Here is a 13,211-nt window from a genome sequence, read left to right on the forward strand (position 1 = left end):
ATTTTTTCCAATAATTGCCCTGCTCGTCTGCGCGTGAACGGGGCTGAACGAAGCCACAAGCCGGGTTGTTGCGCCCTGCTTTAAAAAAGCCGGACCTCCCATGGCGCAGACACTCGCTCCCATAGCCGCCCTTCTGCTTTCCGTCGGCCTCGTCCTCTTCGGGCATGGCTTGCAGACGACGCTGCTTCCGCTCGCCGCCAATCTGGCGGATTTCACGGATATCGCCATTGGCGTGCTTTCGTCGGGTTATTACATCGGCTTCGTCGTCGGTTGCCTTGTATCGCCCTATGTCATCATGCGCGCGGGCCACATTCGCGCATTCGCGGCCATCGTCTCGCTGATGTCGGCCGCAGCCATCATCCACCCGATTGTCATAGAGCCGTTTTCCTGGACGTTGATCCGCTTCGTCTCCGGCCTGTGCCTTTCCGGATTTTATCTCATCGTCGAAAGCTGGCTGAACGAGCACGCCTCGAACGCGAACCGAGGCGCGGTCATGTCGGTCTATATCGTCATTCTCTATTCGGCGATGACATTGGGCCAGCTTTCGCTGACCGGTTTCGACATCTCAACCTTCGTGCCCTTCGCGATCGCCTCGGTGGCGGTTTCCGTTGCCGTCATCCCCATTTCCATGACGCGCTCGGCCCAGCCCGCACCGATCACGCTCGTGCGCTTTCGTCCGATTGCGCTCTACCGGAATTCGCCGGCGGCCATGGTCGGCGGTTTCGTGATCGGCATGGGCAACGCCGCAATCTGGACGCTCTCGCCCCTTTACGCCTCGGATATCGGCCTCGATACGAAGAACGCGGCCTATTTCGCCTCCGCCGTCGTTTTCGGCGGTGCTGTCGCACAATGGCCGATCGGCCGCTTGTCGGACCGGATGGACCGCCGCTACGTCCTTGTCGCAATGGGCACGCTTTCGGCTCTCGCGGCCCTTTTCGTCGTTCTGATTTCGCCGACGGATCCGCTCGTCGCAATTGCGCTTGCCGGCTTGATGGGCATCCTGACCCAGCCGACCTATGCTGTCGCAGTCGCGCATGGTTTCGACCACGCCGAGACGGATGCGTTTGTCGAAACCTCCTCCGGCCTGCTGCTTGCCAATGGCATCGGCTCGGTGATCGGCCCTTTCGCCGCCGCTTTCCTGATGGACCGCACCGGCGCGAACGGTTTGTTCTACTGGATGATCGGCGTCGAGTCGCTTCTTGCGATTTACGTCCTCTGGCGTCTTGCCCGGCGCAGCGCCGTCACCGCCGGCGACAGAACGGATTACGAATATGCGACGACCGCGCAACTCGGCGCGATCATCACCCCCGACCCGCTCGACGTTGAGGACCCGAACGTCATCCCGCCCGAGGAGTTTCCAGCCTATGAGATACCCTCGGAGGACGAGAACGCCGAAGCGGAATTACGCGCTCCGACGGAGGAGCGGGTGATCGAGCGCGCCGGCGCTTCCTGAGCGCGGCCTGCGGCAAATGATCCCTCGACGGCGGATGCGGTTCGCATCATATTGCCGCCGATGATGGGCAGAACGGGCATACTCCAGGGGTTGAGGAGCGAGCGCACGCCGCTTGCGCTGCTCGCAGCCCTTGCGCTCGTCTTCAATATCCTCGCCTCCTTCGCTCCCGCCGCCGCAAACGCCTCCGGCACGCCGGCGGGTCTCGTCATTTGTTCGGCTGCGGGCGCCGAGGCGCTTCCCGGTTCCGGCAATGCCTCCCCGCATGGTGGCGACTTCTGCCCCTGCGGCGCGGCTTGCGCGCATCTTGCGTGCTGTGCGGCCCTGCTTGATCCTTCAGCCGAAGAGACGGCTGTTTACACCCCTTCTTCGAAGCAGAGAGGTCTGCCTCGGTGCGCCGGCAAGGTCATCGCGGGTGCTTCCTTCTTGACACGGGGCATAAGGGCGCCTCCCTTTAGCTGATTTTCTCGTCACCGAATGCGTAGGCCGGCGCCCGGCGCGCCGGAAGCTTCAATCACATCACTGGAAAATCAGCTCATGAAATTGTTCAAGACGCTCGCGGTTGCCGCCGCGCTCACCTTTGCTTCCCTTTCCGTCCACGCCGAAGAAATCAGGATCGGCGATCTTGCCGTCTCCAACGGCTGGACGCGGGCAACTCCGCCGCGGGCGGTTGCCGGCGGCGGTTTCGTCACGATCACGAACAACGGGTCGGAAGACGATCTTCTGGTTTCCGCCTCCGCCGCCGTTTCCGGCAAGGCGGAACTGCATCAAATGTCCGTCGTCGACAACATCATGAAGATGCGCCACTTGCCTGACGGTGTCCCGATTCCCGCCGGCGAAACGGTGGAGCTTAAACCCGGTGGCTTTCATGTGATGTTTCTTGATTTGAAGGAGCCTTTGAAGAAGGGCGATACCCTGAAAGTATCGCTTACGTTCGAAAAGGCCGGCACCGTGGAAGTGCCGTTCACGATCGAGAAAATCGGTGCGAAAGCGCCCGCGCATGGCGCTCACGGCGGCTGAGCGGTCCGGGCAGGGTTTCATCCGGGCGCGACGGTTGAGGGGCAAACAATCTTGAGATTCACGATCGAACCGCTGAAAAGCAAGACCCGTGCCGGGGCGCGCCGCGCCGTCCCGGCGTTTGCGGCCGTTTGCCTTTCTCTCCTGCCGGTTTTCGCTTTGCCGGCCGCTGCCGGCGAGGCGGAACTCGGCGCCATTTCCATCAAGGACGCCTGGGCGCGCGCAACCCCGCCATGGCCGGTGGCGACGCTTGCCTTCGTCAGGCTGGAAAACGAAGGGGTCGGCGACAGGCTCTTGTCCGCTTCCTCCGATGTCGCGGGACAAACGCTGATCCACCGCTTCGTGGCAACCGGCGATCGTCCGGCGATGGAAGTGCAGCGTGAAGGAATTCCGCTGCCGGCCGGAAAGACGCTCGACATGCGCGCCGAAAGCTACCATCTCATGCTCTTGAACCTGAAGAGCACGCTTGAGGCGGGCAGCACGGTGCCCGTCACCCTCACCTTTCAAAAGGCCGGCGCGGTGGAAGTCGCATTCGATATCAAAAGCCTCCTGCCGCCGGGGCTTACGGGCGGGAAGAACGCTGTCTCCGCCCCAACCAACTGAGGTTTGAAATGTCCGGACTGAAAATCGTTCGCTACGGCGCCTGGGCGGCGGTTGCGCTCGTCGCCTTTGCCGGAGCGACGCTGATGATCAACCAGTTCCGCACCATAGATAAGGACGAACTGGTCGCCCCCATTGCCGAAATCGGCGGCCCGTTCGAACTTGTCGACGGCGCGGCGGGCAAAACGGTCACCGAGGCTGATTTCAAGGGCAAGCCCTCGGCCTTTTTCTTCGGCTATACCTTTTGCCCGGATGTCTGCCCGACGACGATTGCCGAAATGCAAGGCTGGATCGAGGAACTGGGTGACGACGCCGAAAAAATGAATTTCGCCTTTGTCTCGGTCGACCCGGAACGCGACACGCCGGAAATCGTCGGCGAATATGTTTCCGCGTTCGACGATCACATCCGCCCGCTTTCGGGCAGTCAGGAGCAGATCGACCGGATGGTCAAGAACTACCGCGTCTATGTGAAGAAGGTGACGCGCACAAACGGCGAATATCTGGTCGATCATTCCGCCGGCGTCTATCTCATGGATGCCAACAACGAATTCCGCGGCACGATCTCCTATGGCGAAGCCCATGAAAACGCGGTGGCCAAACTGCGCCGTCTGATCGACAATTCGGGAGCCTAAGCGCAATAGCCCGATAACAACGTTCAACGGAGGTCTGCCATGAAAACGCTTCTCCTTTCATGGCAGTTCTGGGCGGTGCTTGCCGCCCTCTTCGCCGCGATGACGGCGATTTTCGCCAAGGTCGGCGTCGAAGGGGTGGGGGCGGATTTCGCGACCTTCATCCGCACATGGGTCGTTATCTTCGCGCTCGCGGTCATCCTGACACTGACGGGCGAATGGCAGGGCTTTTCCGAAATCTCGGCCCGCTCGGCCGTCTTCCTTGTGCTTTCCGGCCTTGCGACCGGCGCGTCCTGGGTCTGCTATTTCCGGGCGTTGAAGCTTGGCGATGCGGCGAGGGTCGCCCCGATCGACAAATTAAGCGTCGTGCTCGTCGCCGTATTCGGTGTCGTTTTCCTGGGTGAGAGGCTGTCGCTGCCGAACTGGCTCGGCATTTGCCTCATCGCGGCAGGTGCGGTTCTCGTCGCCTGGCGAGCGTGAACCGCCCGTTCAAAAAGGCATTCATCAAACAGGCGCCGGCATAAATTCTGCCGACGCAGGCATTTGCCGTTTCTTATTGCCCCTCCACTTGAAGGTCGGCCAGCACTTTCTCTCCGCCTTCCTCGTCGTAGATCACGAACACCTTCATGCCGGGTTCGAGGTCGTCGACATAGAAGTCGACCGGGATCGAATAGGTTTCCCCGTCGCTGAGCATGATGACGCCCTTGTCGGTGTCGATCTGGACGATTTCCGCTTCCGTTTCGCCGGCCAGGGCCGATGTCGCGATCAGGGCCGATGTCGCGATCAGGGCCGAAAGCATCAGGCCTGCTGCATGCGCGATGAATTTCATTTTGGTCATCTCCGAAAAATTGGCAATGCCCTGGATCACAGTAAGGGTCTGGCGTGCCGTCGAATGGTGCGATCATCGCCGCCGGGCGTCTGCCGTCAATCATTATCTTGCATCGAATCGCGCAAAGCAGATGGCCGAAGCGCGGCAAATTTGCGGCCTCTCGCCATGCCTGATTCGTTCAACATTTTATGCCGTAACGTTATGTTGAACTCTCTTCACCATCGGCGATGAAACCGGGCCTGCTCCTGGAGCGTAAAAAGGTCGTTTGCTGGATGAGCGCCCATGCTGATGATGACCGACACTGCCTCGGACCGATATTATGCCGACCTTCCGGTATTCGACGATTTCGCGCGAATCGGCGAAGGCGACATGTATTCGCCCGTGCCGGGCGATTGGCACCTCATGGCGTCCGACATTGTTCGCTCCGGCGACGCCATAGCGCAGGGCCGCTACAAGGATGTGAACCTCGTTGGCGCGGCCTGCATTACCGCGATCCTCAACGCCGCGGATGGCTTGGAGTTGCCTTTTGTATTCGGCGGCGACGGGGCGATCGTCGCCGTCCCGGCAAGCCGGCTGGAAGAGGCGTCGAAGGCTCTTGCCGGGGTAAGAAAGATGGCGCGGGACACGATGGGTTTTTCGCTTCGCATCGCCGCCATTCCCGTCTCGGCGCTCAGGAAACGCGGGGTGGATCTTCGCATACGCAAGTTCGAGCTTTCGCCAGGGAACCACCTCGCCATGTTCACCGGCGGCGGTCTGGAAATGGCGGAAAAACTCCTCAAGGATGATGATGATTGCCGCCCCTTCCGCTTGCCCGATGACTTTGAAACACAGGCCATACTCGATGGTCTTTCCTGCCGGTGGGAGCCGCTTCCGGCAAAAAACGGCCAGATCGCAAGCCTCATGGTCAGGCCGAAAACGGCGGCCGAAGGCGGTGCCGGGGTCGATATCGTCACCCTCCTCGGCGAACTTGGGGGAATTCTCGGCACATCGCTTGTCGAGACCGGTTGCCATAGCCGTCCGGTGCGCGAGGAAACTCTGAACTTCCGCTTTCCCCCGACCGGGCTTGAGCGTGAGGTTCAACTCGCCGGAAAATCGGGGCGTTTCAAGGCCTATGCGCGCATTCTGTTCGAATGCGTGGCCTTTCTCTTCGCTTATCGCACAGGCTGGCGCGTCGGTCCGCTTCGGCCGAAGCGCTATGTCGGCGAATTGCAGACGAATACGGACTTCCGCAAGTTCGACGATACGCTTCGCCTTGTGCTTGACCTTACGCCCGAGCAGGTAAGCGCCCTTTCGGCCTATCTCAACCGCGCCCATCTGGCGGGCCGTCTCGTCTACGGCCTGCACATTACAGACAGCGCATTGATGACCTGCCTCATCTTCGATCTGGAGCAAAGTCGTCACGTGCATTTCGTCGACGGCGGCGACGGCGGTCTGACGCAGGCCGCGCGCGACTTCAAAACGCGCCTTCACCCAGGCGAAGCGGCGGCAATCGCCTGATCGGATCACGCGCCCTTTCAATTTTCCGGTCGAGAGCCTAAAAAGCCGGGCAACGATCTTCTTCGCTCCGGATTAAACCCCATGTCGCACAACACTTTCGGCCATCTTTTCCGTGTCACCACATGGGGTGAAAGCCATGGGCCGGCGATCGGCTGCGTCATTGACGGCTGCCCGCCCCTCATCCCGCTCACCGAGGCCGATATCCAGGGCTACCTCGACAAGCGCAAGCCCGGCCAGTCGAAATTCACCACACAGCGGCGCGAACCCGATCAGGTGAAGATCCTCTCCGGCGTCATGGTGGATGACGACGGCATTCAAAAGACCACCGGCACGCCGATCTCGCTGATGATCGAAAACACCGATCAGCGCTCGAAGGATTATTCAGAGATCAAGGAGCGTTATCGTCCAGGCCACGCCGATTTCACCTATGACGCGAAATACGGCATCCGCGATTATCGTGGCGGCGGTCGTTCGTCGGCCCGTGAAACGGCGATGCGCGTTGCCGCGGGCGCAGTCGCGCGAAAGATCGTGCCGGGAGTGCAGGTGCGTGGCGCTTTGGTGCAGATCGGCCCGCACAGGATCAACCGCGACAACTGGGATTGGGCGGAGATCGACAACAATCCCTTCTTCTGCCCGGATAAGGAGACGGCCGCGCTCTGGGCGGATTATCTCGACGGCATCCGCAAGAAGGGATCATCCATCGGCGCGGTGATTGAGGTCGTGGCCGAAGGCGTTCCGGCCGGTTTAGGCGCGCCGATCTACGCCAAGCTCGATCAGGACATCGCCTCGCTTCTCATGTCGATCAACGCGGTGAAGGGTGTCGAGATCGGCAACGGTTTCGCGGCGGCCGAACTCACCGGCGAGGAAAATGCCGATGAAATGCGCTTAGGCGCGAACAACCAGCCCGTTTTCCTGTCAAACAACGCTGGCGGCGTGCTTGGCGGCATTTCATCCGGAGAACCGGTCGTCGCCCGCTTCGCGGTCAAACCCACTTCGTCGATCCTCACGCCCCGCCAGTCGATCACCAAAAGCGGAGAGGAAGTCGACGTCATGACCAAGGGCCGCCACGACCCGTGCGTCGGCATCCGCGCCGTTCCCGTTGGCGAGGCCATGGTCGCCTGCGCGGTTGCGGATCATTATCTCAGGCACAGAGGGCAGGTGGGCGACTAACCGGGCGCTCAAATCCCGGCGCCTTCGAATATCATGCCATTGCCACACCTGAAACTGCGGGATACACTGTATCCCAACACATTTCGGGAGCCAGGCCGTGAGTGACGACAAAACGCAAATCTCGATCCGCATCCAGCGGTCGATGCTTTCGGAATTGGACCGGATCGCCGAGGCTCTCGATCGGGATCGCACCTGGGTTATCTTGAACGCGCTGCGTAGTTATCTCGATGATGAAGGAGCAGATGTCCTGAGCGAGCTTGAAGCGGTTGGTTCGCTCGACCGCGGCGAGGGAGTGGATTTCGACGAAGTCTTGCGGGAGGCGGAAACGATTATTGCCGCATCTGACCGCAAATATGCGGGAAGGCGGGCTTGATACGAAGTAAAGCCGCGTCTTTCTCGCCCGAAGCGCGAAAATGGTTTCTCACGGAAATTCAATATCTTGCCGAGCGCAATGTGGCGGCGGCAGAGGCATTGGTCACCCGAATGCGGCGGCTGCGCGAAGAGCTTGCCAAATACCCGAAGCTGGGTGCGCGCGGTGCGATACCGGGAACCAGGCGGATCGTACTCGCTCCTTATGTGGTCACCATACGAAGCAATCGTGGAAATGTTGAAATCGTCGCTATCCGCCACGGGCGCCAGCGCGATGCGCATGCACCGGATGACCTTTGGCATGAGCCGACAGAGAGAACCGGGCGGCCGGATCCAGAGGTCGATCGATAGAAAAATTCAGTCACACTGAATTTTTCTAATTTTTCATTGCCACTGAAATTCACTGGCACTAAATTCCCGCCATGCGTCTCGATGAATGGCTTGTCCAAAATCAGGAATCCCGCTCCGGCTTTGCCCGCCGCACAGGTCTCTCGCCTGCGGCGGTCACGGCACTGTGCAACGACCCGCGTGTGTGGGTGTCCCGCGAAACGGCGGAGAAAATCGCAACCGCCACGGGTGGCACTGTCACGCCAAATGACCTTCTCGGCCTTGCCCCATCCAGGCAAACAGCCCCGATCAAGGAACTAGCAATGTCCCAGACCCGTGTCGCCGAAGCGATCCGCGCTTTCGAGCGCGGCGAGATGGTTGTCGTCACCGACGATGACGACCGCGAGAACGAGGGCGATCTGATCGTCGCCGCCAACGCGATCACGCCCGAGCAGATGGCCTTCATGATCCGCCATACCTCCGGCATCGTCTGTGCGCCGATGACGCGCGAAGCCGCCCGCCGCCTCAGGCTGGACCCGATGGTCGCCGACAATGACGCGCCGCTGTCGACCGCCTTCACCATCTCCGTCGATTACCGCCACGGGCTGACGACCGGCATTTCGGCGGAGGAGCGCTGCACCACCGTTCGCGCGCTCGCCAATCCGAACGCGAGCGCCGTCGATTTCGCCCGCCCGGGCCACGTCTTCCCGCTCGTCGCCAAGGATGGCGGCGTGCTCATGCGCTCCGGCCACACGGAAGCCGCCGTCGATCTTTGCCGGCTCGCCGGCCTTCCCGAGGTTGGCGTCATCAGCGAGCTCGTCAACGACGACGGCACGGTCAAGCGCGGTCAGGCAGTCGCCGAATTCGCCACCGAGCATAACCTCAAGATGGTTTCCGTCGCCGATCTCATCGCCTGGCGGCAGCGCACCGAGCGGCTGGTGGAGCGCGTCAGCGAACAGCCGATCGACACCATCGCCGGCCCGGCCTATGCGATCACCTACGCCACGCCTTACGACCCGATGCACCATGTCGCTGTGGTTTTCGGCGATATCCTCGACGGTCGCAACGTGCCCGTGCGGCTCCAGCTTGAATCCGTTCTCGACGACGTTTTCGGCGAAACCCGGCTTCTTGATGACGTCATGCGCAGCTTCGCCGAGCGCGGGCGGGGCGTGATCGTCATGTTGCGCGAGGGTTCCGTCGGCGTCGCCCGCCACGCGCGGCGCCCGCGCAACGATCTCGAAGCGGCGGAGACGGAAAAGCACGGCAGCGCCCAGGCGCGCGAGGAAAGCTGGCGCGAGGTCGGCCTCGGCGCACAGATCCTCAAGGATCTCGGCGTAAACTCCATCCAGCTCCTGTCCTCCCGCCAGCGCCATTACGTCGGCCTCGAAGGCTTCGGCATCGAAATCGCGGAAACGGAAATCCTGGAGGGATAGCAAAGGCCGGCTGCCTCTTTTTTGGCCGTTGCATCAATTGCGTGCGAACGGCATTTAAAATTCTTGAACAGTGGGATTCCCGCGCCAACTCGTCTCTAATGGTCTGGAGATGGCCTTCGCCGGCGTCATGTGCGGCGGGGCCCACCGGGGTGGTAATGATGGCTCGTGTATCCCCGCCTATAAAATCGCAGCTTGAGGAGCATGGCCTTGCCTCGCCAGGCTTTTCTCGGCGCGATCCTCGCCCCTTCGCGGTCGGCTATCGGCGCGGGGCGGGAGAGCCGCTCGTCTATGGTGCCGTCGTGGTGGCGGGGATCTTCGTTGCCGCTGCCATGATCCAGCACGAGCCGCTCCTCCTGCTCGGCATCGGGCCGGCGCTATGGTGCGCCTATCGATATTACCCGATGATCGAGGCAAGGATGCCGCGCCTCGGCGCGAATGCCGATGGCCTTTTCGTCGATGGCATCGGCTTTCTCGACTGGTCGGCGATAGACGGCATCGAACTTTACGAGACTTCCGTGCGCAACATCCATTTGTCGAGCTTGCGGATCACGCTCAACCGCCCGTTCGGCGAAGCGGTTTCCCGTCCGCAGGCGCTTGCGCCCTGGCGCCGGTTCATGACCCGCTCCTGGTCGCTCCGCCATGGAGAGGCAGCCGACGGGCTGGAGGTTGAGCTTCATCCGCTCGCCGCCAATCCGCATGAGGTTCGCGACCGGATCATGGATTACCTGCCCCGGCGGGGCGCCTGAGGTAAATCGATTACGCCTTCTCGTATGCCGCCACGCGGGAGAAGAAAGCCGTCTCGAAGCTCTGCAGCCGCAGCCCTTCGCCCTCGAACATCCCGTCGAGATCCTCTTCCAGATAAGAGGTGAAATAAGGCTCGTGGAAAAGCTGTGGAAACAGCTCCAGAAGCCCGTCGAACGCGGGCGTTTCGCCGGTTTTCAAGCTGTCGACGAAGATCAGCCTGCCGCCCGGTTTCAGCACGCGGGCGAATTCCTTCGCCGCCTGACGGCGCACCTTCGGCGGTAGTTCGTGGAAGAGGTAGACGGTCGAGAGTACGTCAAGGCTTTCATCGGCGAAGGGAAGCTGTTCGGCGGGTGCTGCGGCGAAGCTCGCGCGCCGTTTCACGCTCGCCGTTGCCCGGTCGCGCGCCTCGCTCATATAGGCGGCGGAAAGGTCGACGCCGGTCCCTTTCAGCCGCGGGAAGGCTTCAAGGGCCGGCAGCAGCAGCCCTCCCGTCCCGCAGGCGATATCGGCGTAGGCGAGCCTGCGCTGGTCCTTCGCGCGCACCATTTCGGAAAACGGCACCAGCGCCTGCCGGCGCATGGCAGCCGTTGCGCCCGTGAAAAGAACCTCGACCTGGAAATCGTAGAGCCTGGCGCTTTCCTCCGTCAGCCAGCCGCCCGACTGGAAGTGGAAGTTCTGCCGGTAGTAGCGCGGCAGTCCGCTCGGGCTCTCCCGCGTTTCCTCGAAAATCTCCTGATGTCCGCCGGCATAGCGCCTGCGCGCAACCTTCGGCGCATCCTGGAAGAACTTGCGGCTGAGTGCGAGAAATTCCGCCGGCGAGCCGAATTCCCCGCGCGGCAGCGGGTAGATACCGGCTTCCACATTGGCAAGATCGCGGCGGAACAGCTCGATGATATGGCCGATCAGCTCGCGCTGGCTCGGAACGGGTTTCGACGGCGTGATATTCGGCGGCGGCGACGGTTGCTCCTGGCGGATGCGCTTTTGCAGCCGGCGCAACGCCTCGCCGTGGGCCGCGAACCAGGCGACCCTTGCGCCCTGGCGCGCGACGAAGCGCGTTCTCCTTGAAAGCGTGCCAAGCGCCGTTTCCGCCATATGCCTCTCCGATCATCTCTCCAGTGCCGCAACCACCTCGATATGGGGCGAGAACAGGAACTGGTCCACAGGCGTCACCGATTTGAGATGATAGCCGCCGTCGATGAGGATGCGAAGGTCGCGGGCGAGCGTCGCCGGATTGCACGACACGGCGACAACGCGGGCGGCCTTCGAGCGGGCGATTTCGCGCGCCTGCGCCTCTGCGCCAGCGCGCGGCGGATCGAAGACGACGGCGTCATATCCTTTCCCATAATCGTCGATCTCCGTCGCCGTTACGGGATTGCGGAAAAGGTCGCGCCGTTCATGGCTGATCGTCTTGCGCCCCTGCGCCCGGCGCAGGCCTCCATCCAGCGCCTTTAGCGCCGCTGCGTCCCCCTCCACGGCATGGACGGTAGCCCGCTTCGCAAGCGGAAAGGTGAAAGTGCCGATGCCGGAGAAAAGGTCGATCACCTTTTTCGCCTTGCCCGCACCATCCAGCACGAGACGGCTCAGCCTTTCCTCCGCCTCTTTCGTCGCCTGCAGAAAGCCCGCCGGCGGAACGATTACAGGCACATGATCGATCAGGATTTCGGCCGGGCGCGCCTCCACCAGCACTTCGCCGTTGACCGAGAGCCTGGTTAGCCCCGCCTCCATCGCCTCGCCGACAAGGTCCGGAATGCGTTTCGGATCGAGCTTTTCCTTCCGCTCGAATGCGGCATCCAGCCCGTTCCGCGTCGCCGTCACGGTAAGCCGCAGTTCTCCTTTGCGTGGCAGCAGCCCTGAGGAAAGCTTGCGCAGCCGCTCCAGCGCCTCGACGATCTCCAGCACCAGCACCGGGCATTCCTGCACATCCACAAGCCTGTGGCTCGCCCGTTCGTGGAAGCCGAGCAGTACCTTGTGGCCCGCGCGGAGCGCCGTCAGCACCGCGCGGCGGCGGCCCCTGCCTTCAGCCGCGATAACCGGCGCCACCTCCGTTTCGATCCCCCGGTCGGCAAGGGCGGCGATAACCTGTTGCCGCTTCCAGGCGAGATAGGCATTACGCTCCATATGCTGCAGCGCGCAGCCGCCGCAGGTGCCGAAATGGCGGCAAACGGGGGTCACCCTTTCTGGCGAGGGAACGTCGACGGACCGGAGTTCGGCTCGCACGCCCTTCCGCTCCACCGTCACTGTTTCGCCTGCAAGCGCAAAAGGCACGAACACCGGGCCGTCAGGGGTTTCGGCAACACCGTCGCCCTTGTGGGCAAGGCCCTCGATCTGAAGCTTGATTGTCTCTGACATGAGTAACGCGGTACTTGGGTAGCGGCGGATGGGCAAGCGCTATATTGGCATTACCCCTCTTTCCGCGCGCCGAGCAGCCATTCGCGGTTGCCGTCGCCGCCCGTTATCGGCGAAGGCTCAAGCCCCAGCACGTGCCAACCCGCTTGTTCTCCAAGCCACCGGGCAATGCCTTGCGCGACCTCTTCGGCGATTTTCGGGTCGACGAGCCCGCCCTTGCCGATCGCCTCGCGCCCCGCCTCGAACTGCGGCTTGACGAGGAAAACCGCGACAGCGCCGGGCGCAGCCAGTTCCAATGCGGGCGGCAGGGCGAGCTTCAGGGATATGAAGCTCACGTCGGAGACGAGAACTTGCGGTCGATATCCATCAAGATCGGCAAGTGTCAGTTCTCGCGCGTTCAGCCCGTCGCGCCGTGCGACGCGCCGATCGTTCGCAATCCTTTCATGAAGCTGGCCGTGGCCGACATCGATGGCATGGACCTTTTTCGCCCCTCGCTCCAGCAGAACCTGCGTGAAGCCGCCCGTCGACGCGCCGATATCAAGCGCCGCCTTGCCCACAACATCGAAGCCGAACCGGTCGAGCCCGGCGACCAGCTTCAGTGCGGCGCGCGAAACATAGGATGCCGCCGGATCGTCGATCTCAAGCTTCGCATCGCGGGCGACGAGTTGCCCGGCCTTCGCTGCCCGCTTTCCGTCCACCGTCACGGTCCCGCGCTTCACCGCATCGCGGGCACGAGCGCGGCTTTCGCACAGTCCCCGCGCGACAAGAACAGTGTCGAGACGTTCCCGCTCAGCCATCTT

16 protein-coding genes are annotated in these 13,211 nt (G+C 62.2%); 12 read left to right on the top strand and 4 right to left on the bottom strand.

From position 1 onward, the window contains the following. Positions 1–100 precede the first annotated feature (100 nt). From HPQ64_RS18565 to HPQ64_RS18590, 6 genes are all read left to right on the top strand, one after another. The gene (locus HPQ64_RS18565) at positions 101–1,453 is read left to right on the top strand and encodes an MFS transporter (protein WP_172890117.1); all 1,353 of its coding nucleotides are present in this window, start codon (positions 101–103) and stop codon (positions 1,451–1,453) included. Positions 1,454–1,513: 60 nt separating this feature from the next. Then, a complete protein-coding gene (locus HPQ64_RS18570; RefSeq protein WP_172890118.1) occupies positions 1,514–1,912 on the top strand; it encodes a hypothetical protein in 399 nt (132 codons plus the stop codon). A 75-nt stretch (positions 1,913–1,987) separates the two neighbouring features. Next, positions 1,988–2,470, top strand: a complete 483-nt coding sequence (locus HPQ64_RS18575; protein WP_172890119.1) for a copper chaperone PCu(A)C — start codon at positions 1,988–1,990, stop codon at positions 2,468–2,470. Between the two features lie 51 nt (positions 2,471–2,521). Continuing rightward, a complete protein-coding gene (locus HPQ64_RS18580; protein ID WP_172890120.1) occupies positions 2,522–3,070 on the top strand; it encodes a copper chaperone PCu(A)C in 549 nt (182 codons plus the stop codon). Positions 3,071–3,078: 8 nt separating this feature from the next. Continuing rightward, the gene (locus tag HPQ64_RS18585) at positions 3,079–3,699 is read left to right on the top strand and encodes an SCO family protein (protein ID WP_172890121.1); all 621 of its coding nucleotides are present in this window, start codon (positions 3,079–3,081) and stop codon (positions 3,697–3,699) included. Between the two features lie 39 nt (positions 3,700–3,738). After that, the gene (locus HPQ64_RS18590) at positions 3,739–4,176 is read left to right on the top strand and encodes an EamA family transporter (protein ID WP_172890122.1); all 438 of its coding nucleotides are present in this window, start codon (positions 3,739–3,741) and stop codon (positions 4,174–4,176) included. Positions 4,177–4,249: 73 nt separating this feature from the next. Here the strand turns inward: HPQ64_RS18590 and HPQ64_RS18595 are convergent, their stop codons facing one another. After that, a complete protein-coding gene (locus HPQ64_RS18595) occupies positions 4,250–4,525 on the bottom strand; it encodes a DUF1344 domain-containing protein (RefSeq protein WP_210260365.1) in 276 nt (91 codons plus the stop codon). A gap of 282 nt (positions 4,526–4,807) precedes the next feature. Between HPQ64_RS18595 and HPQ64_RS18600 the strand changes: the two genes are divergently transcribed. From HPQ64_RS18600 to HPQ64_RS18625, 6 genes are all read left to right on the top strand, one after another. Further along, positions 4,808–6,022: a DUF3095 domain-containing protein gene (locus HPQ64_RS18600; RefSeq protein ID WP_210260366.1), complete on the top strand. Its 1,215-nt coding sequence runs from the start codon at positions 4,808–4,810 to the stop codon at positions 6,020–6,022. Between the two features lie 81 nt (positions 6,023–6,103). Then, positions 6,104–7,192, top strand: a complete 1,089-nt coding sequence (gene aroC, locus HPQ64_RS18605) for a chorismate synthase (protein ID WP_172890123.1) — start codon at positions 6,104–6,106, stop codon at positions 7,190–7,192. Positions 7,193–7,289: 97 nt separating this feature from the next. Then, on the top strand, positions 7,290–7,565 hold the full coding sequence (locus HPQ64_RS18610; RefSeq protein WP_172890124.1) for a ribbon-helix-helix protein, CopG family: 276 nt from the start codon (positions 7,290–7,292) through the stop codon (positions 7,563–7,565). Next, on the top strand, positions 7,562–7,912 hold the full coding sequence (locus tag HPQ64_RS18615; RefSeq protein ID WP_210260367.1) for a type II toxin-antitoxin system RelE/ParE family toxin: 351 nt from the start codon (positions 7,562–7,564) through the stop codon (positions 7,910–7,912). Before HPQ64_RS18610 ends, HPQ64_RS18615 begins: the two co-directional genes overlap by 4 nt. Positions 7,913–7,983: 71 nt before the next feature. Then, complete coding sequence (gene ribB, locus HPQ64_RS18620) at positions 7,984–9,321, top strand: 3,4-dihydroxy-2-butanone-4-phosphate synthase (RefSeq protein WP_172890125.1); 1,338 nt, start codon at positions 7,984–7,986, stop codon at positions 9,319–9,321. 158 nt (positions 9,322–9,479) lie between these two features. Next, positions 9,480–10,067, top strand: a complete 588-nt coding sequence (locus HPQ64_RS18625) for a hypothetical protein (protein ID WP_172890126.1) — start codon at positions 9,480–9,482, stop codon at positions 10,065–10,067. Between the two features lie 10 nt (positions 10,068–10,077). On the opposite strand, the gene HPQ64_RS18630 is transcribed toward HPQ64_RS18625, so the two are convergent. From HPQ64_RS18630 to HPQ64_RS18640, 3 genes are read right to left on the bottom strand one after another with little or no spacing between them, the layout of a single operon-like run. Then, positions 10,078–11,157 (bottom strand): class I SAM-dependent methyltransferase, encoded by a 1,080-nt coding sequence (locus HPQ64_RS18630; protein ID WP_172890127.1) that lies wholly within the window; start codon positions 11,155–11,157, stop codon positions 10,078–10,080. Between the two features lie 12 nt (positions 11,158–11,169). Continuing rightward, on the bottom strand, positions 11,170–12,414 hold the full coding sequence (locus tag HPQ64_RS18635; RefSeq protein WP_172890128.1) for a class I SAM-dependent RNA methyltransferase: 1,245 nt from the start codon (positions 12,412–12,414) through the stop codon (positions 11,170–11,172). Between the two features lie 50 nt (positions 12,415–12,464). Further along, positions 12,465–13,208 carry a TlyA family RNA methyltransferase gene (locus HPQ64_RS18640; RefSeq protein WP_172890129.1) on the bottom strand — a complete coding sequence of 248 codons (744 nt, stop codon included), beginning with the start codon at positions 13,206–13,208 and terminating at the stop codon, positions 12,465–12,467. Between the last annotated feature and the right edge of the window lie 3 nt (positions 13,209–13,211).

The sequence above is a fragment of the Hongsoonwoonella zoysiae genome, assembly GCF_013266695.1.
GTDB classification, from domain to species: domain Bacteria; phylum Pseudomonadota; class Alphaproteobacteria; order Rhizobiales; family Stappiaceae; genus Hongsoonwoonella; species Hongsoonwoonella zoysiae.

What these genes read in the sequence shown, in the direction of transcription:
- HPQ64_RS18565 (WP_172890117.1), top strand. Translation starts at nt 101, where the DNA reads ATGGCGCAGACACTCGCTCCCATAGCCGCCCTTCTGCTTTCCGTCGGC.
- HPQ64_RS18570 (WP_172890118.1), top strand. Translation starts at nt 1,514, where the DNA reads ATGATGGGCAGAACGGGCATACTCCAGGGGTTGAGGAGCGAGCGCACG.
- HPQ64_RS18575 (WP_172890119.1), top strand. Translation starts at nt 1,988, where the DNA reads ATGAAATTGTTCAAGACGCTCGCGGTTGCCGCCGCGCTCACCTTTGCT.
- HPQ64_RS18585 (WP_172890121.1), top strand. Translation starts at nt 3,079, where the DNA reads ATGTCCGGACTGAAAATCGTTCGCTACGGCGCCTGGGCGGCGGTTGCG.
- HPQ64_RS18590 (WP_172890122.1), top strand. Translation starts at nt 3,739, where the DNA reads ATGAAAACGCTTCTCCTTTCATGGCAGTTCTGGGCGGTGCTTGCCGCC.
- HPQ64_RS18595 (WP_210260365.1), bottom strand. Translation starts at nt 4,525, where the DNA reads ATGAAATTCATCGCGCATGCAGCAGGCCTGATGCTTTCGGCCCTGATC.
- HPQ64_RS18600 (WP_210260366.1), top strand. Translation starts at nt 4,808, where the DNA reads ATGCTGATGATGACCGACACTGCCTCGGACCGATATTATGCCGACCTT.
- aroC (WP_172890123.1), top strand. Translation starts at nt 6,104, where the DNA reads ATGTCGCACAACACTTTCGGCCATCTTTTCCGTGTCACCACATGGGGT.
- ribB (WP_172890125.1), top strand. Translation starts at nt 7,984, where the DNA reads ATGCGTCTCGATGAATGGCTTGTCCAAAATCAGGAATCCCGCTCCGGC.
- HPQ64_RS18625 (WP_172890126.1), top strand. Translation starts at nt 9,480, where the DNA reads ATGGCTCGTGTATCCCCGCCTATAAAATCGCAGCTTGAGGAGCATGGC.
- HPQ64_RS18630 (WP_172890127.1), bottom strand. Translation starts at nt 11,157, where the DNA reads ATGGCGGAAACGGCGCTTGGCACGCTTTCAAGGAGAACGCGCTTCGTC.
- HPQ64_RS18635 (WP_172890128.1), bottom strand. Translation starts at nt 12,414, where the DNA reads ATGTCAGAGACAATCAAGCTTCAGATCGAGGGCCTTGCCCACAAGGGC.
- HPQ64_RS18640 (WP_172890129.1), bottom strand. Translation starts at nt 13,208, where the DNA reads ATGGCTGAGCGGGAACGTCTCGACACTGTTCTTGTCGCGCGGGGACTG.